This is a genomic window from Vibrio sp. Vb0349, from assembly GCF_033338975.1.
On sequence record NZ_JAWOTS010000001.1, the window covers coordinates 93615 to 112822 of the forward strand.

Sequence of the window (19208 nt, forward strand, 5' to 3'; positions counted from 1 at the left end):
GGCTTAAAATCTGAGGCTAGTGTATTTATCCATCCCACAACTACCCATAACAGACAGTGCGCACTCTCCTTTCTTACACACCTTTGCATGGTGTCTGTTGTTTCCAAATCGAGATTCTTAGCATCGGAATAGTTTGAACTCTTCGAGTTTTAGTTGTTTTCGCACTCAAAATAGGTGCGTTATTAGGTCGTTGAAAATGAATAAGCGTTATTTCCCAAGAGTTGATTTGCCACTGCTCATGGCGATCATTCCGATCATGCTGTTAAGTTCGCTCACTCTCTGGAGTGCCAGTAGCTTTAATGAGGCGATGCTCTTCAAACATTTGGCGCGCTGCGGACTGACATTAGTTTGTATCTTGGTCATGTCCTCGATTCCAGCGTCCAGCTATCAGCGCTCAGCTCCATATCTCTACATTATTGCGGTTGCGCTACTACTTGCTGTCGCTTTATTTGGTGATAGCACCAATGGCTCTCAACGTTGGCTCGATATCGGCTTCTTCCGCTTTCAACCGTCTGAGCTAATCAAGCTTTCCATTCCAATCATGATCGCCTGGATGCTGCATATTGAAGGAGGTCGACCAGACAGTCGGAAAATTGCGTTTTGCTTACTTATTACAATGATTCCTGCCGGGTTAATCGCGCTACAACCGGATTTAGACGGTGCAGTTTTTACCATCATTTATGCATTGTTCGTTTTGTTTTTGGCTGGCATGAGCTGGAAAATAATCTGCGGGTTTATTGCGAGCATTTTAACGTTAGCACCTATTTTATGGTTCTTCGTTATGGAAACCTATCAAAAGAGCCGTGTAACACAGTTCTTGCACCCTGAGTCCGATCCACTGGGTTCGGGCTACCAAATCATACAATCTTTGATTGCGATTGGCTCAGGCGGTATGAAAGGCAAAGGTTGGATGAATGCAACGCAGGGAACACTTGGGTTTATTCCAGAAAGTCATACGGACTTTATTTTTTCGACCTATGCAGAAGAATGGGGCTTTGTTGGCAGTTTAGTCTTACTCGCATTGTACTTGTTTATCACTGCACGCGTTATGTTGCTTGCATGTCAGTCTGACCACTTTTTTAGTCGGCTGGTAAGTGGCGCATTAGCGATGAGCTTTTTTCTGTATGCTTTTATCAATACGGGCATGGTGAGTGGCTTGTTGCCAGTAATGGGTAGCCCACTTCCCTTCTTTAGCTATGGCGGCACGGCGATGCTAACTCAAGGTATCTGTTTTGGTGTAATCATGTCGCTGTGTTATTCCAAATATCGTAACGTATAGCTCTGCTTGAGAAAAAGCGATCAAAAAAGGCTTCCCGGAGGAAGCCTTTTTACAACGATATGAGCGAATTAATTACAGCTCTGCGTTGTGGTAAACCTGCTGAACATCATCACAGTCATCTAGAAGATCTAGGAATTTCTGGAACTTCTCAGCATCTTCACCCGATACAGGCGTATGAGTTTGCGGAACGAATGTGATTTCTTCAACATCGATCGTTAGATCTGGGAATGCACCGTTAAGCGCAGTTTTTGTTTTGAAGAATTCTGTGTGAGGTGCGAATACAGTGATAACACCGTCTTCTAGCTCAACGTCAGTAACGTCTACGTCTTCCATCATTAGCGTTTCTAGGATGATTTCATCATCGTCGCCTTTGAACTGGAATACAGCTTGGTGGTCGAACATGTGAGAAACCGAGCCCTCAACACCAATTTTCGCACCGACTTTCACAAAGCATTGGCGTACATCTTGGAAAGTACGGTTGCCGTTGTCTGTTAGACAGTCAACGATAACGCTAGTACCGCCAGGGCCGAAGCCTTCGTAACGTGCAGGAGTGTAGTCTTCACCACCGCCACCGTTCGCTTTGTCGATCGCTTTATCGATAACGTGCGCAGGAACTTGGTCTTTTTTCGCTTTTGCGATCAGGTGTTTCAAAGACAAGTTCATGTCTGGATCACCACCACCGTTTTTCGCGCACATGTAAATTTCTTTACCGTATTTGGAATAAACTTTAATTTTCGCGCCTGCAGTTTTCGCCATAGAGGCTTTGCGCACTTCAAAACTTCTTCCCATCGGGATGTCTCTCTAAATTCAAATTTAATGCGAAGGATTTTAGCAAAAAGCGAAACCTTTTCAATTTCGCTTAGCAAAGGAATAGGGAGGTTACCTCATTCGTCGCATTGGATTGAACCATTGCCACGGTTCGCGTTAAGCGACACCCATTACTCGTTTGTACTTTTCGACCGATTGCTGGAAAAACGCCTTTTCATCAGCATCGTTAATCTTGGACAACTGTTCTTCTATTGCTTCAGGACCAGATTTGGCCTCTCTGAGCTTCCAAACCAAAAACGACGCCTGCTTATCCAGTTCGATTTTGTTTTTTTCGTCAGGCGGCAATAGGGATAGATTAAACGACATTCACAGCCTCAAGGTACTTTAAATACTAGCCGGGCACTATATCACACAGAGTTACAATTACAGAATAGAAACGCACTTAACTTGATCGATTTCAAGTTAACTATTTAGGCACAGCGCTGATTTTCAGTGCTTTTGGTAAATGCTGTTCGAATATTTGTTGTAATCGAGTCTTGGTAACGGGTTTAGCCACGAACTCGTTCATCCCAACATCGAAGCAATGTTGCTGATCCTCTTTAATGACATTGGCACTTAGCGCAATAATTGGAACGTGTTTCCCCCACTCTCCCATTTTTCGAATTCGCTCCGTAGCAATAAACCCATCCATCACAGGCATTTGGCAGTCCATAAAAATCAAATCGAAAGGCTGCTGATCACACAGCTGCAATGCTTCTTCGCCATGGTTGGCGACACTCACTCGCACACCCAGTTTTTCTAACATGATGCGAACTACCTTCTGATTGACGATGGTATCTTCAACAACCAATACCCAAGGTTTATCGTTATCTTGAGGGCTGATTTCGTTGTCTTCCGCTTTCCGGAAATCTAATACATTAAGTTGGTCGGTATAGGTCGATTGCGCATTTATTACAGCAACAGGAATCGAAAATTCAAAACAGCTTCCCAGCCCAAGCTCACTTGTTAGTTGTATTTCCCCTCCCATCAAGTTAACCAACTGTGCAGCTATCGCCAAACCAAGCCCTGTCCCACCATACTTTCTGGTGGTACTACCATCAGCTTGTTGGAAGCGTTCGAAGATTGCTTGTTGGTGCTCTTTCGCAATACCAATACCAGAATCCACAACTCGAAACCGGATATGAGCGGTCTCTCCATCAAGTCGAGATAACGCTACAAGAAGCTTCACATGGCCGCGCTCGGTAAATTTAATCGCGTTGCTCAACAAATTGTTCAGAACTTGTTTCAATCGTGTGGCATCACCTTGCACTTCCGTTGGCAAGTGAGGATCAATATCGCTGAGCAGCTGTAAGTTTTTCTGCTTGGCTTTGACACTATGTAAACTGATGACATCGTCAAGTAGCTCGCGAAGATCATAGCTCGTGTATTCTAGCTCTACTTTGCCAGCTTCAACTTTAGAGAAGTCCAAAATGTCGTCGATGATCGTCATTAGTGAGTGAGAAGAACTGTCAATGATCTCTACAAACTCTTTTTGCTGGGGATCGAGGTCGGTGTCATTGAGCAACGACGACACACCAATAATGCCATTCATCGGTGTGCGGATCTCATGACTCATAGTGGCAAGAAACTCACTTTTCTTACGATTAGCGACTTCTGCCCTATCGCGTTCAGCCTCTAACTCAGTCTGGTGCTCTTTCACTTTCTCAACACTTCGGTTGTATTTCTCTGCCAAAACACTCACTTCATCAAAGCACCATCGTTTAGGGAGAGTCACTTTACTCGGCACTGTACCGCCACGAAAATCGCTCACCGCACCAGACAGCAATTGTAACGGATTGACCAACAAGCGAAACGCCACCCAAAGAACACCAATGATGAGGACAAGAATTTTGATCGCTTCTGTCGTAAGTAGAAAAAAGAACTGCTGCCAAAGATCTTCATATATCGCGCTAAGATCCGATTGAACCGTTAATATCGCGAGATCATACGTTTTATCGCCGACCCGATACTGCATCGACCAGCTTCTCTCGACAACATCCTCAGAAAGCGCCGAACCTAATTCAATGATAACTTCGTCTTCACTAGCAATACGTAAGTAGTCCACCGAGGGCATACGCATTGCACCTTGAGCTTGTGTCAGCAACAGCTCCCTATCCTCTACCCACAAACTCGCAGAAAAACTCGATAAATAGCTAGACTCAACCTGCTTTAATTCAACATCTAAATGGGCTAAATCTTCGTGAAAAACTCGATATAAGCTCACTGTAGAAATGATGACCGTAAAGATTAAACTCAACGTTAATACCGCCAACATAAGTTGGTTGCCGATACTAAAACGACGTTGAGATCGCTCTTTTTCATCCATATGAAACCGCTCCGATAAACTTGCGCTACTCTAAATATAGCTACGCACAAATAATAATCGAGGATACGATGAAAAGACTTCTACTTAGATTGGCTTTTAGCTTAATTGTTGTAAGTTCTCATGTGACCGCAAATCAAGTGAACTATTACGTCATTGCTGAACAAGCTCGACCATTTCAAATTGAACAACAGGGACAAATGCACTCCGGAATTGTGACCGATATCGTCAGCGCTATCTTCGCGGAGTCGGATTACCAAGTGAATTATCATACTTATCCATTTAAACGTATGATTTCCATATTGGAAGAAGGCGCTGAGCCAAACTGGTTAACTTATGGCAGCCCGAACTGGGGCAAGGTGCAGTCGGAAAATTTATCTGAGGAGCCCATTTACACTGTAAAACATGTACTGGTGTCGAGTAGCGAGAAGCCTTTAGAATTCAAAAATATGGATACCATGCATGGTCGTTCTATTGTATTACTGCTGGGGTTTGATTATCCAAATTTAACACCGTTCTTTGAAAATGGCAGTGTCAATGAAATGCGCGTGAAAGACTACAACGCCGCATACCGAGTGATAAGCCGAACCCCTGGAGATACAGCTTTTGTCGAGATGGAATCCCGAGTCCTTTACAACTTAAAGCGACTCAATTTGCCGTTGGAGAATTTTCAGATACAGCCTTTCAGCTCGGTTATTCCTGACTACTCAATCTACCTAGCTTTTTCACCTCAAATGCAACCAGAAACTCAAAATTACATCAATACACGACTCGTTGAATTAAAAACCTCAGGGGAAATTGATGAAATCATTCAAAAGTATCAATGAATCAAATCATTAACAAAAACGCCAACGATGATACGTTGGCGTTTTTGTTTCTGGGAGATCTGTAGCACTTACTTAGTGTGGTTAACAAACTTAGGATCAAACATGTGCCCCAATTTACTCGCCTTGGTTTGCAGGTAATGTTGATTACTTGGGTTATTCCCTTCTTGTAATGGCACTCGTTCAATGACGTTAATATCAACCGCTTTTAAGGCGGCGAGCTTGCGTGGGTTATTCGTCATTAGACGCACAGCGTCAATCCCCAAATGCTCTAGCATTCCTTTACAGAACGCGTAATCACGCATATCAGCGGCAAAACCTAAACGCTCATTTGCTTCCACGGTATCTGCGCCATCATCTTGTAAGTGATAGGCACGAATTTTATTAATCAAGCCGATTCCACGCCCTTCTTGACGTAAATAAAGCAGCACGCCACATCCCTCTTTGACGATGTTTTGTAGCGCTCTATTAAGCTGAAAACCACAGTCACAACGCGTGCTAAATAGAGCATCTCCTGTAAGACACTCCGAATGCAACCGAATAAGTGGAGCAGCACTTTTTGTTGGCTCACCATAGACCAGAGCAAGATGCTCTTTATTTGTCGCGGCTTCAATAAAGCCGTACATCATAAATGTGCCCCACTGGGTGGGCAATTTGGCTTTATCGATAAACTTCACGAGATTGTAAGGCTCAACATGTCTCAGCTCTGCCCGCACATTCATCAGAATCTCTCCTAGATGATTTTCTCCTTTACCATCTCCCCCGTCTCCCCAAAAGGCATCTTTATGAGAATGCTCTGTTAGGCAAGCGTTACCCGTTCTCATTAATTGCTGCGCTAATGGTGGATTTTGTAGAAACTTTTCCCTAACGATGAAAGCCATAACAGCCAACTTTATATCGTCCCAATCGCTTCTGACAAAGTGTTCGTATTTGCGGCTTAAAGCAAACGCTTCGTCAGGGGTGCTTGCGTGCTGAATTTTACTTTGCAACTGAGCATCGAGAAACTTTTGGGCTTGGTAATAATGTTCGCTGGTGGGCCAAGTTTGGGAGGAGATATTGACTGGGGCATGGCAAAAATTTGAGAGAAAACCGTGGGGCTCATCGGGCTCATAAAAAAGGATTTGATCAACCATACTTGCGCTCCTTGCTTTGTGGTTGCGATAATCAACAAAAAGCATATCGCTACTGATATATCTAGTAACACAAGGTCAGATTGTCAAACTTCTTCGGGACGGGACGTGAGTGTGAAACTCGTGCTTTTGAGGCGCAAGACAGATAAATGGAGAGTTTGAATAAGAGAGTAATAGAGTGAAAAAATAAAAAGGGCAGTCCGTCGACTACCCTATGGGTTGCTAAACCAACCTGAGGCGATCAGTGTATCAAGCCAAGCTCCCTTGCTTCTTCAATGGTCAACCCACTTTCACGGATCTCACGTAACGCTTCAATGCGTCTTCTGGCTTCTGCTGATTTCACTGTTTTCTCCGGCTTCACAACGGTTTCCTCATCAGGTAATTCCCATTTGTGAGCGATGTTGGTCATCTCGTCATGGTCGATAGAATTAATGGACATATTTCCTCCGAACACACCATGTTTTCGATGCGTAATCTATAGCAAAACCGGAACAAGGTGGTAAGAAAAACTGTAGGGAAATGTGACCCCTCCCGCCCTTTCGCTAACTCCTTAATAGATTCATCATTTAAGTTTTGCCAAGGGACAAATTTACGATTAAATTTGAGTAATTCCCCCTACGAAAAGTGTGCTGATCTAGCTCTCAATTCTGCTCTTCTTTAGTTTTATCAACGACGCATTACACCACTTCCTGTTTCACCTAACTTTCGAGTCACTTCACTGATTCATAGTTTGATACTTTCTAAAAACCGCCACACCTGATAATGATAATAATTATCTTTTAGATTGGTAAGGTGTTTATATGGATGGTATTAACTTAAGTCATGCATACCACAATGACCCGGTCATCCAGATCCGAGATTTGTGCGTCGATTACATCACTGATAATGGTGATTTTAATGCGGTAAAGTCCGTCAGCTTTGATATCGGCAAAGGCGAAGTATTTGGTCTTGCCGGTGAATCTGGATGTGGTAAAAGCACAATCGCATTCTCAATAAATCGTCTTCATAAGCCGCCAGCGTTCATTTCTGGCGGTAAAATATGGTTTGATGGCAAAGATATCCTTAGTATCTCAGACTCTGAACTGACCGCTCTAAGGTGGAGTGAAATCGCCATGGTGTTCCAGAGCGCGATGAACTCACTCAACCCTGTCTTAACGATACAAGAGCAATTTGCAGATGTGTTACGACATCATCAAGGCCTCACTAACGCTCAAGCAAAAGATAGAGCAGAAAAGTTGTTGGACTTGGTCAATATTCCTCGAGAACGCTTAGCAGAATATCCTCATCAATTTTCAGGAGGAATGCGTCAGCGCTTGGTGATAGCCATTGCTTTGTCTCTAAATCCAAAACTGATCATTATGGATGAACCCACAACAGCATTAGATGTAGTGGTACAGAGAGAAATTTTACAGCAAATTTATCAGCTTAGAGATGAGTTCGGTTTTTCAGTCCTCTTTATCACTCATGACCTGGCACTCATGAGCCAACTATGTGATCGAATTGCAATCATGCGTCACGGAGAAATCGTCGAAGTCAATCGAGCATACGATATACGCAATCATCCTCAACACCCCTACACGCAAAAGCTATGGGCTTCTTTCCCAAACATCCATGACGTCCACAAACAACCAGAGTTACAAGGAGCGTAACCATGAGCCAGCCTATCATCCAAATGAAAAATGTGATTAAAGAATTCAAAGTGGGCGGTGGTTTAGCGAAAGAGGAAACCTTTCGTGCGCTTCAAGGAGTGACTTTTGATCTGTACGCAGGAAAAACCTTGGCTTTGGTTGGAGAGTCAGGCTGCGGTAAGAGTACTTGCGCTCGTTTAATAACCAAAGTCTATCCAGCAACGCAAGGCGAGATCCTTTTCAATGGCACTGACATAAATGAGATCACGTCACGATCGGCTCTACAAGAATATCGCAGTAAAGTACAAATGGTGTTTCAAGATCCGTTTGGCTCTCTCAATCCAACTCATACCATTCGCCATCACCTAACACGTCCTTTAAAAATTCATAAACAAGTCAAAAACGCGCGCGACATCCCAGCCCGCTTGGAAGAGCTCCTAAAGCTGGTGGAACTACCTGAAGAGACATTGAATAAGTTCCCTCACGAACTCAGTGGTGGGCAACGTCAGCGAGTAAACTTAGCAAGGGCTTTAGCGGTAGGTTCGCAAATCATTCTTGCGGATGAGCCTACGTCTATGCTGGATGTTTCTATTCGCTTGGGAGTGTTGAATTTAATGCAACGAATGAAGCAAGAGCTGGGAATTGGTTTTTTATACATCACTCATGATCTGGCGACTGCGCACTACATCGCGGAAGAAACCGCAGTAATGTACAAAGGGCAAATCGTTGAATGGGGCGACACTCATTCAATACTTAAGAATCCGCAGCATCCTTATACTAAGCTGTTGATTTCTGCCGTTCCTGATCCTGACTTACCTTTTGGTAACTTAGTGAAAAATGAGCCAAACTATTCGATAGATGCCGATGAAATTCGTCAACGTAGCAGCATAATTGTCGACGAATTTGATCAAATAGGGCCAAATCACTATGTAAAACAATGGACTGAGGCAGCGTAATGGATTTGAGTACTTGGCAAGATCAAATCGCCATGTGGTACGAACAGCGGAAACATGATCAAGTAGAAAAATTGGAAACGATCTTATATCAGGTGCCTGATGACGTGTTTGGACCCGAATTGAGTGATCTTCAAAGTAAAGCGATTGCTTGCTGGTTGGATGGATGTTTACGCGTGTTTCAACATGCAAGGTACCAAGACCCTCAGAAAGCATATCAAACCTTGCTTTATACGAGTGCAAAGCTTGAACAAGCAGCATGCCAAGTCTCGACTGATATTCTGATCAAAGATTGGTGTTTGAGACGACTTCAGCATCTCACCGTTGTGGCGTTAGAGTTTTGTAATCAGCAGTGTGATCAAAACAAGTGGCAGGAACAAGCCCATAGCTTAATCGAATCACATGTTGCGTTGATGCGTTCATTACACTGGAATGAATCCAAGAAGCATGATCAAGGTTTACCTCATTAGTCCGGAAAAATGATCAAGGCTTAATTAGCGGAATTTTAGGCAAAAAAAAGCGAGTTTCCTGAGGAGAAACTCGCGAAGTCTATTCAGAATGAATGTAACAATATGAGCCAATCTATTAATCATCAGAAAGGACAAAAGGTTGTCTATTCGGGATAAATAGTAGTATTAGGCTTGGCTTCTAATGTCAGTGGTTTGTAAGAGTTAAGTCTGTTTTTTATCATCGAAAGACATTGTTACATTTCAAACCGATACATCACACCTATAGCTTGATACACATCAAGCGACACTTTTAAATCGCCATTTCATCCAAGGCACGAAATACCATTTCATCCATGTGACCATCGAAGATTTGACGACAAACTTTCCGACGCACCGCTAACCCCGCAATCAAGCGCTCGATGGTAAGATGCTTAACATCGTTCTGGGTGTTAAACAGCTCGACGGTTTTACTTAATGTCTCATAAGGAATCGGCTCATCCCCTACCCTTAGCCAATCGAGCTTCTCTATGTAATCTGAGCACTCTTCTTTGATTGAGGCATAGGAGTGCCCTGTCATCGCAGACAAAGCCGTTATACTGCGTTCTAGAGCCTCTGGTGAGGTATATTTAGATAGAGTAATGGTGATCTCATCAGCATTGATCTCTACCAAATGTTTTCTTTGCTTCACGCGTCGCCCTAAATTTCCTCTTGGAGACGGTGCTTTGCGTTGAATGGGCTCAAATTCGCCGTCTATGATGCCTGAGAGCTCCTCAAGCTGCTGTCGGGTTACCATCTCATTACGAAGCGGGTTTGGCAGCGTAGGCGCCATGTTGCGCTTGCCTGCGTTGGTTGTACGAGCACGTGAGTAACGCAGCACCTCTTCGACGTCACATTTGATGTCGATCTGGTAATCCATCACTTTATCATTCTCGATCATAGTTTCGATCGTTAAGTGATAGCCCCATAAGTTCACCACAAAAAGATCGTCTGTCCCTTTGCCGTCTGACAAGCGTTTCAGCTCACGGATCAGATCCATGGAGAACCGACGCCATTCAATGTTACGTGCAAGCTTCTGATTTAACTCACTCAGTAGCATGCAATCCGTGTGACGACGAACCATGCGACTACGGAAGAAAGAGTACAGTTGAAACACCAACGTATGTTGTTTCAAGATCTCTGGCGGAAACAAGAAGAAATAATCGCGTGTTAACAGCTCTTCATAAAACGAAGGTTCCCAAACTAAAATATATAAGTTTGGCTTGATACGAATTTCACCATCGCTTCCCTCCACAGGTGCCTCTTCAGAGGCTGTGATGGTTCGTGCAAGAAAACGAAAACGATCACTTTTGAAGCCCTCTGGCATGTTTTCACTTAGCCAACGTCCAGTAAGTTCATGGAGCTGAAAATCAGTGAATTCAATGCGATCAATGCTATCGCGAATGGAATCACGAGCTGGGCCACTGTCTTTTTTGCCTCTGAGCGACAAAATATCAGTGATGTATAGCGGCGTTTTGTTTGGTACGTGAGCAGCATCAAGCTGATACTGATCTTTGTGATGATCATGATACTGAACCGTTAACGTGAAGAGAGCGAACAGGGTCATGAGATCATCCACAGTCATGATATTTTTGGATGATCGCGTCTCAATAACGGCTTTTGTGCCAGAGATCGACACCATGGATTTCTGATAACTTTTTCGAGTTCTTGGTGGCGCAAGTGCTTGGTCAATGATCCCAGCCCAATTTGTTGGAGATACAACAAATTGATCGGCTTCATCTTTCATCGTGGGAGGTGTGTTTAACCCGTGCTCATTCAACAAACGTTTGTTTACTTGAGTCTGAGCCAATGCTTTCGAACGTTTTTGTTTCTCGTTCTGGCGAACTTTGTCGGTAACAAGACTTGTTGCTCCCAACACAGATATAAGCTTATTGGGATTCACAAATTTATGTAGCATCGTTTTACCAGCAAGTCCCTCTTCAAAACGCACTGGAGTTTGAGTAAATAAACCAATATTTACTGCCGCGCGCAAACGTTGTTGCAGAGCTGCACGTGTGAGTTGCCCATCTGTTGCTTCCACAATCTCTGTGGTTGAAACCAGACCATCCTTGCTGCTGAAGCCTCGTAATGAGATCAGATTAAGCAACTCTAAGATGCTTTTGGTCACCCCTTTGAAATGTTGGTACTGCTCTACCCAATCCGCAGAGGATTCATGTACCTCAAAAAGATGGCCATCTTTGTGGCTTCTCGGTGCTTTAATCAGAATTTTTTCATCAGCCGTCATTTTAGATCCAGATCACACTAGCCGTAGTTGTGCTATGGTTCCGAAGAATAAAGAAAAACAGATCATAAATAAAGAAAAAAGATTGTTTTTTAAATAACTGATCTTTTTGATTAATCTGATCTTAATTGATTATATGATCTAATGATCTGGCTTGAGATTTCTAGCTAAGCTTTTGTTCTATAAGACTATTATTTCCATGTATTTCGGAACTATGATCATAAGAAGTCTGAAAGTATGATCAACAATAACCTGAAAGCATGATCATATTTATTCGTAAGCATGATCATTAAGGTTATGAAAAGATGATCAAAAGAGTCTTGAAACGATGATCATGATGTTTTTACAGGTTATCCACAGATGCAGTATTTAATAATGATCTTCACGATGATTATATTGTGCATTGGTGATGTTATTTATACTCGGATCGATGATCAAGAGCCAATATATCTATCGTTCTGGCGCCCATATTGATGAGATATCACTCATCTGATTAAAATACATTCAAGTCGCTCATATTTAGAAGTAAATCCTAGTCTCTGCTTATTTACAGGAAGCATGATCATGAGAGCGTGATTTATCATAGCAACTTGAGCAATTTCATTGTTCCGGCTTCTATAACGTCAATTTCTGCTCAATCCCCCATTCTGTCTGCACTCAACCGTAAATCAGAGAAGAAAACTCATGCTTCCGAGAGATTCTAAGGCTTGATCATATTTCCGATTAATGGATCTTATTTTATTTGCGTGTTTACACCGTACTCTGCTCTATTTTTCCATGATCATGCTTTCGGATTTGCTTATTAACACGGAAGCATGATCATAAGCATACCTTGATCATACTTCCATAGATGTTTCGCTGGAACTGCCCTATTTTGCTCGGAGACATGATCAAGGTGTTCAGGTCTTTATTGTTCCGATATTACTTACTATTTATCGTTTAAATTAGGTTGGTCTAACATAACCCGTAATTTAGCTTAAGATTATAATCGTTCCGGTAGAAAATTGATTTACATTGTAAATGAGTGACACTGTAACACTTTTTATTTTTAAGTTTAGGTGTCCACTTATGAGAAGATTATTTGATTAAAAATAGTTATCTTTTTGACCATAAATCATAAAAGCGTCGATTTGGGTGTTTTTTTATGTGATGGTAATTCAAAATGTTCGTGCACCTTTTTGTTGTTTTTGGTCTTTACTGCTGTACAATTGCAATTATAAATCCTTCCAACGGAATTTGGCATGAAAAGAGAAAAAACGATTGAAAACCTTCTTGAGTTAGCGGAGCTGACTCAGCAGGTTCAAGCTGACCGTATTGAAATTGTTTTAGAAGAGCGAAGCGATAACTACTTCCCACCAATGTCGAAAGCGATGATGGAAACCCGTTCTGGTCTAACTCGCCGTAAGCTCGACGACGCGATTGGTAAAATGGAAGCCGCTGGGCATCAATTTACCAAAAACAACGCGAATCATTATTCAATTACGTTAGAAGAAGCACACATGCTCATGGATGCGGCTGAAGTGCCTAAATTTCATGAGCGTAAAAAGAATTCAGGTAACAAACCTTGGATTATTAATGTGCAGAACCAAAAGGGCGGTACAGGTAAATCAATGACCGCGGTTCATTTAGCGGCATGTTTAGCGCTAAATTTGGATAAACGATACCGTATTTGTTTAATCGACTTAGACCCACAAGGCTCGCTACGTTTATTCCTCAACCCGCAAATCAGCATGGCAGAGCATGATAATATCTATTCTGCGGTAGACATTATGTTGGGTAACGTGCCTGATGGTGTGGAAATTGACAGTGAATTTTTACGTAAAAACGTATTGCTGCCAACGCAATATCCGAACTTAAAGTCGATTTCAGCGTTTCCAGAAGACGCGATGTTTAATGCGGAAGCATGGCAAACGCTATCTGAAGACCCATCACTCGATATCGTCCGTCTGCTGAAAGAGCAACTGATTGATAAAATTGCTGATGACTTCGATATCATTATGATTGATACCGGTCCACACGTTGACCCATTAGTATGGAATGCGATGTATGCATCAAATGCCTTGCTCATTCCTTGTGCGGCTAAGCGTCTGGACTGGGCTTCAACAGTAAACTTCTTCCAGCATTTGCCTACGGTATATGAAATGTTCCCGGAGGACTGGAATGGTCTTGAGTTTGTTCGCTTGATGCCAACCATGTTTGAGGACGACAATAAGAAGCAAGTTTCTGTTTTAACTGAAATGAACTATCTTCTAGGTGACCAAGTTATGATGGCTACTATTCCTCGTAGCCGTGCGTTTGAAACCTGTGCCGATACCTACAGCACAGTATTTGATCTGACAGTAAGCGATTTTGAAGGCGGTAAGAAGACACTAGCCACCGCGCAAGACGCTGTTCATAAAAGCGCACTGGAATTAGAGCGTGTGCTGCACTCTAATTGGCCGTCATTGAATCAGGGGTAATAAGTAAATGGCTTTGAAAACGTCTGAATTAAACGCGAAATTATTTGGCAAAACGAATAAGCGTCGTGTTGTGACTCCGCAAGAGGCGCAAACTGCGGCAAAAGAGAAAGCTCAAACGATTGAACTAGCAGTTGCAGGTGAAAATATTGTTCAGTTTGAACTTGTGCGTATTCCTGCAAATAAAGTTGCGACAGAAACAACAGTATTTGTTGATAACGCTCGTGAGCAATCGTTCTTAAACGAACATGCTTTATCTGATGTTTTAGTCACACTCAAAGAGCGTGGCCAACAATATCCAGCAGTGGGTCGTAGAACTGAAGATGGCAAGATCGAAGTTTTAGATGGTAGCCGTCGTCGCATGTCTTGTATCCTCGCCGAACAAGACTTTTTGGTTTATGTTGCTGACAACATTAATACTGACCATGCTAAGTTTTTGTCTGATGTGGCAAATGCTCACAAGCCGCTCTCTTTATATGAAAAAGGGAAAGAGATGCAGGCTAAGCTTGATAGTGGTGAAGCTGAGGATCAGAAAGCATTGGCAAAAATGTTCCAGTGCAGTGAAGCGTTGGTAAGTGGTGCTTTAAAAGCCGCAGCATTACCGTTAGAACTGCTTCAAGCGTATCCGAATGTTGGCGATCTCGGTCGTCCAACTATCGTGAAACTGCACAAACAGTTTTCAACGCTGACGCCAGAGCAGCAGCAAGAGCTGTTAGATAAATGTCGCTCTAGCGAAGGGTTTTTATGGCAGCGAAGCACAGCTCAAGGCGTTGCTCGTCTGACAAAAGAAGTCACGGAAAGCATCGAAAATTGGATTACTGAACTTGCACCAGCAAAACCTGGCAAGAAGACGGAAAAAGTCGACTTAGTAAAAGGTCGAGCAAGCTATAGCCGAAAAGGTAGCAGCCTGGCTTTGAACTTGAAGAAAGTTGACGACAGCTTAATGGAAGAGATTCTTGCGTTTGTACAAACCAAACTGCAATAACAAATGATGATTGAATCAACCGCCTCCGGGCGGTTTTTTTATATCTGAGAAGCGTCAAATTAAAGATGTGATACCATTACGTCAGTTCAACGTTGGATAGACAAAATGCAGACACAATCTGATTTCCTTTCATCACTTCAACATCAAGCTCACCAATCTTTCCAAAGGATTGGTGTTGTCATTCAAGGCGAGGCTTCTTGGCAAAATGAGTTGATGTCAGAGTTCCATAAAACGCAGCGCCATCAACGTTGGTTTTCTGTTGGTGATTTTGGTTTGAAAAACGTATCCAGCGTTTCGTCTAAACAAGGGCACATGTTGCTAGGCAGAGAGTGTGACGTTCTATTGTTTGATGCTCGAAATGGCTTTGACGCAAATAGTTTTACCGCCGCGCTTGGCTCATTGGTTGGCGGCGGTTTTCTTATTGTCATTACTGAGCTGCGACAAAATGCGAATTTTGCTCAGCAATGGATGCATAAACAATGGGAGAAGCTCGTTGTTATTGAGCAAGACAAACCATTGCCAACGGCTCCAGACATCAAGCAGGCAGAAAAAGAAAGCCACTACACGGAACAAGAACATGCCATTTCTCTAATTGAAAAGGTGGTAACTGGACATCGAAAGCGACCGTTAGTTTTGACCGCTGATCGTGGGCGCGGAAAAACAAGTGCCCTCGGCATTGCGTGTGCGAGCTTATTACAGCAGAAGCCACTTAGAATCTTAATTACGGCACCATCTATAAAAGCCGTTGAGCCTGTTTACCAACATGCTTTGCGGCTACTTCCTAATGCGCAGCGTATTAGGAAGGACAGATTAGAATCAGGGCAGGGAGCCATTCAATTCATTGCTCCTGACGAACTTCTATCGAGCAGACCTGAATGTGATTTGTTACTTGTCGATGAAGCGGCTGCAATTCCAGTTCCTATGCTCAAAAGCATTACCGAACATTATCATCGACTCGTTTTTTCTACGACTGTTCATGGTTATGAAGGTTGTGGCCGGGGCTTTACGATTAAATTTGTTGATTGGCTTCAGAAACAGCGTTCGGGAATGAAAACATGGCACATGACACAGCCCATCCGCTGGAGCATGAATGATGCGCTTGAATCATGGCTCTATGACGCGTTTTTGTTGGATGCGGAGTTAACGCACCATCAACTTAAACAGGTCGACTCAATTTCCCTTTCTAAAGCCGATAAGAACAATTTGATATCGCAGCCTAGTTTGCTGCGTGAGTGCTTCGCTCTTTTGGTGAATGCTCATTATCAGACCTCGCCGAATGATTTGATTCACCTTTTGCAAGACGACAACAGTCAGCTCTATTTTGCTAAGCAAGATAATGCGGTTGTGGGGGTGATATTAGCGGTCGAAGAGGGGGGCCTTGACGATGAATTGATTGAAGAAATCCAGCTTGGTAAGCGTCGTCCTAAAGGACACTTAGCCCCAATTACGATTGCAAACCACCTAGGATTCCCGAATGTCGCGAATCTATCGACGCTGCGAGTCATGAGAATTGCGGTTCATCCAGCATTGCAAGGCAAAGGCATTGGTCAAAAAATTCTGCAGCAACTTGAGCAAATGGCTGCTAAACACATTGCCTACTTATCCACGAGTTTTGGTGCGACGGAAGAGTTGCTCTATTTCTGGCGACAATCGAACTTCCGTACAATTCGCTTAGGGTCAATGCGCGATGCTGCTAGCGGTTGTTATTCAGTCTTGATGGTCAAACCTTGTGATTCCCAACAGACGGCTTGGGTCGACCAATCTCAGGCGCTATTTGAAGAAATGTTGTCTAACAATGTGGCTGACGTCTATCCAAAATTAGAAGCCCCTATTTTTCGAGCTCTATTGCCGCAACCTTTGGGAATGAGTCCACTTCATCCCGCTAAGTTATTACTAATTGAATGTTATGCTGATGGTGGTAACAGTTATGAGTCTGTGTCTGTGTGGCTTCAACAGTGGTTACTTAATTTAGGTTTGAACTCTGCTTCCGACTTGATGATTAGTAAGCTTTTTCTTAACCGTAGTTGGACTGAATGTGCTCAGCAATTTGGTTTACCTGGAAGAAGGCAAGTTGAGCAGCAGTTAAGGGACGAAGTAAGACACATTTGGAGCGATTTACACTGTAAACAATAAAGGGAAATTTACACTGTAAATGAAATTATTGGGAGCTGATTTTACACTGTAAATCCAGCTCCTTTTTGTTTCAGCGTGTATTTTGATTGAGCTTTAGGTTAAATCGAGTTTTCTCTTAATATGTTGTTTAACCGTTATTGATGGATTACTTTCTTTAGTGACGTGAGCCCTATAATAAGAAATGCGAGGTTTGTTCAGAAAACGGATTTGGTTAGACTGAAAGTGTTGATGGGAAGCAAAGTGGTAAGGGTATGTGGAAGCTGTGTCTTGAGTTATCTGAAGATAAGACCAAGGTGATAGCCCGTCTTCCGGGAGAAGTGGACCTCGGTGGTGAGCTAAATCAAAATGAATTAAACGGGCAGCTCGTCGCAATGAACGCTGAAAGGATGTTTGTTGTTGAGGGGGAAGTCGTGAGATTCATTAACTGCGCCAAAGAACGTAAAGCCGAAGCTTACGAAGGCATCGTCATTGCGGAAAAACGCAACGCGCAAGTTGAGGTCGAATTATCGAATAATGACATGCTCGCCAGTATGAACGTTGTCGGTGCGTACGGAGGCCGAGGTTTACGTGGCCCCGAGATTGTTCAAGCCCTTGCTCAAGCGCGAGTTTCGAAAGGCATCAACAAACTGGCTTTGAAGAAAGTGTTGGTTGTCAGCACTCAGCTCAAACCCGGCGAAACTTTTTCTCAACCTGTAGCGGTTGGTAAGCAACCTATCAAAGGCAAAGACGCTCTTTTTACTCCTCTCGTTAAAGACATCACCAAACGCATCCTCAAACCCAAAGACGGCCAATCTGCTAGCGACAAAATTGATTTACGTAACCTCGGTGAAACTATCGCGGTTGACGTAGGCGATGAGGTGATGCGCCGCACGCCTGCGACCAAAGGTACGCCAGGTTTTACTGTTCAAGGGCGAGTGATTCCTCCACAAGCTGGAAAAGACAGCCCAATGAAGCCAGGCAAGGGCACCGAGATAAGCAAGCACGACCCAAACCTATTGATTGCATCGGTATCCGGTACGCCTCTAATTAAAGACAAAACCATTGAAGTTGATAACGCACTCTGTCTCAATAGCGTTGGCGTGAATACAGGTCACGTGAAATTCAAAGGGAATGTGATTATCGGTGGCAACATTGAATCCGGCATGATTGTTAAAGCGACGGGTTCTATTACTGTAGGCGGCTTCATTGAATCGGCTGACGTACAAGCGCATGACGACATTCAAGTTGGTAAAGGGATCATTGGCCACACCGTGAGTGATGGCCAGCCAAAGAGTTGTCACGTCAAAGCCAAAGGTTCGATTCGTGCCAGCTACGCCCAATATTGTGATTTGCAAGCCGGCGAAGATATTGAGTTGGCGGTGCACAGCATGAATAACGATATTGTTTGTGGGCGCAATCTGACGGTGCTAGATGCGAACGGTAGGAACGGTACGCTCAGCGGCGGAGATGCAAAAGTCGGTGACAAAGTGGTGTGCTTACAATTGGGCGTAGAAGGCGACACCGCCACTAAGGTAGAAGCGTTCGCGCGCTATTCTGCATTTAAGGAGCGATTAGCAGAGCTCAAAGATCAATACAAACGCGCTCAAGAAGGAACGATGGATGTGATTCGTAAAGAGCTCGAATTTAAGAAACGTCCTAAAGCCGAACGTACCGACGAAGAACAAGCTCAGATTGATGTGATGAAAACACAAAACAACGAGCAGCTTGAAGCGATAAAGCAAAAGCTAGAACAAACGGAACATGACTTTGAAGTCGCGTTAGAAGAAAATATTGTCGAAGCCAAAGAGCGTGTCTTCACTCGCGTGACGGTGCTGTTTGGCGACGAGCAAGTAACGACAAAGCGTACTCATGGCGGTTGTTCGTTCCGTTTCAATCAATACGAAATTAAAGTCTCGGCGAACTTGGAAGAAGAGGATGTCGCTGCGGTTTAAGCTTTCTTACTCACTGAGCCCACACGTCGCAA

Annotated in this window: 15 protein-coding genes; 9 read left to right on the forward strand and 6 right to left on the reverse strand. The window is 43.4% G+C overall.

The features are described 5' to 3' along the window. Positions 1-196 precede the first annotated feature (196 nt). Complete coding sequence (gene rodA, locus R7Q47_RS00495) at positions 197-1279, forward strand: rod shape-determining protein RodA (protein WP_104980289.1); 1083 nt, start codon at positions 197-199, stop codon at positions 1277-1279. Between the two features lie 72 nt (positions 1280-1351). Here the strand turns inward: rodA and R7Q47_RS00500 are convergent, their stop codons facing one another. From R7Q47_RS00500 to R7Q47_RS00510, 3 genes are all read right to left on the reverse strand, one after another. Then, on the reverse strand, positions 1352-2068 hold the full coding sequence (locus R7Q47_RS00500; RefSeq protein WP_005374482.1) for a YebC/PmpR family DNA-binding transcriptional regulator: 717 nt from the start codon (positions 2066-2068) through the stop codon (positions 1352-1354). Between the two features lie 135 nt (positions 2069-2203). Continuing rightward, on the reverse strand, positions 2204-2413 hold the full coding sequence (locus R7Q47_RS00505; protein ID WP_005374484.1) for a DUF3283 family protein: 210 nt from the start codon (positions 2411-2413) through the stop codon (positions 2204-2206). 100 nt (positions 2414-2513) lie between these two features. Then, complete coding sequence (locus R7Q47_RS00510) at positions 2514-4412, reverse strand: ATP-binding protein (RefSeq protein ID WP_104980287.1); 1899 nt, start codon at positions 4410-4412, stop codon at positions 2514-2516. Between the two features lie 68 nt (positions 4413-4480). On the opposite strand from R7Q47_RS00510, the gene R7Q47_RS00515 reads away from it, so the two are divergent. Then, the gene (locus tag R7Q47_RS00515) at positions 4481-5236 is read left to right on the forward strand and encodes a substrate-binding periplasmic protein (protein WP_005383196.1); all 756 of its coding nucleotides are present in this window, start codon (positions 4481-4483) and stop codon (positions 5234-5236) included. Between the two features lie 68 nt (positions 5237-5304). Here R7Q47_RS00515 and ribA read toward each other — a convergent pair whose 3' ends face one another. After that, positions 5305-6366, reverse strand: coding sequence for a GTP cyclohydrolase II (gene ribA / locus R7Q47_RS00520; RefSeq protein WP_017635221.1), 1062 nt, complete (start codon positions 6364-6366; stop codon positions 5305-5307). Between the two features lie 238 nt (positions 6367-6604). Further along, the gene (locus R7Q47_RS00525) at positions 6605-6802 is read right to left on the reverse strand and encodes a PA3496 family putative envelope integrity protein (RefSeq protein ID WP_005374493.1); all 198 of its coding nucleotides are present in this window, start codon (positions 6800-6802) and stop codon (positions 6605-6607) included. A 361-nt stretch (positions 6803-7163) separates the two neighbouring features. Between R7Q47_RS00525 and R7Q47_RS00530 the strand changes: the two genes are divergently transcribed. The 3 genes from R7Q47_RS00530 to R7Q47_RS00540 are packed head-to-tail and all read left to right on the forward strand — an operon-like array spanning position 7164 to position 9414. After that, positions 7164-8012, forward strand: coding sequence for an ABC transporter ATP-binding protein (locus R7Q47_RS00530; RefSeq protein ID WP_005374497.1), 849 nt, complete (start codon positions 7164-7166; stop codon positions 8010-8012). 2 nt (positions 8013-8014) lie between these two features. Then, entirely contained in the window at positions 8015-8947 is a 933-nt protein-coding gene (locus R7Q47_RS00535) for an ATP-binding cassette domain-containing protein (RefSeq protein WP_104980285.1), read from the forward strand. Continuing rightward, entirely contained in the window at positions 8947-9414 is a 468-nt protein-coding gene (locus tag R7Q47_RS00540; RefSeq protein WP_065275567.1) for a transcriptional regulator, read from the forward strand. Before R7Q47_RS00535 ends, R7Q47_RS00540 begins: the two co-directional genes overlap by 1 nt. A gap of 289 nt (positions 9415-9703) precedes the next feature. On the opposite strand, the gene R7Q47_RS00545 is transcribed toward R7Q47_RS00540, so the two are convergent. Then, complete coding sequence (locus tag R7Q47_RS00545; protein WP_104980284.1) at positions 9704-11674, reverse strand: replication initiator protein RctB domain-containing protein; 1971 nt, start codon at positions 11672-11674, stop codon at positions 9704-9706. A gap of 1238 nt (positions 11675-12912) precedes the next feature. Here R7Q47_RS00545 and R7Q47_RS00550 point away from each other — a divergent pair. The 4 genes from R7Q47_RS00550 (at position 12913) to R7Q47_RS00565 (ending at position 19176) form a co-directional block, all read left to right on the forward strand. After that, positions 12913-14130 (forward strand): AAA family ATPase, encoded by a 1218-nt coding sequence (locus tag R7Q47_RS00550; RefSeq protein ID WP_005374503.1) that lies wholly within the window; start codon positions 12913-12915, stop codon positions 14128-14130. Positions 14131-14137: 7 nt separating this feature from the next. Beyond that, positions 14138-15112: a ParB/RepB/Spo0J family partition protein gene (locus R7Q47_RS00555; protein WP_005374504.1), complete on the forward strand. Its 975-nt coding sequence runs from the start codon at positions 14138-14140 to the stop codon at positions 15110-15112. 105 nt (positions 15113-15217) lie between these two features. Beyond that, a complete protein-coding gene (locus R7Q47_RS00560; protein ID WP_154204104.1) occupies positions 15218-17245 on the forward strand; it encodes a tRNA(Met) cytidine acetyltransferase TmcA in 2028 nt (675 codons plus the stop codon). A 251-nt stretch (positions 17246-17496) separates the two neighbouring features. Next, positions 17497-19176 carry a DUF342 domain-containing protein gene (locus R7Q47_RS00565; RefSeq protein WP_248486077.1) on the forward strand — a complete coding sequence of 560 codons (1680 nt, stop codon included), beginning with the start codon at positions 17497-17499 and terminating at the stop codon, positions 19174-19176. The last annotated feature ends 32 nt before the right edge of the window (positions 19177-19208 follow it).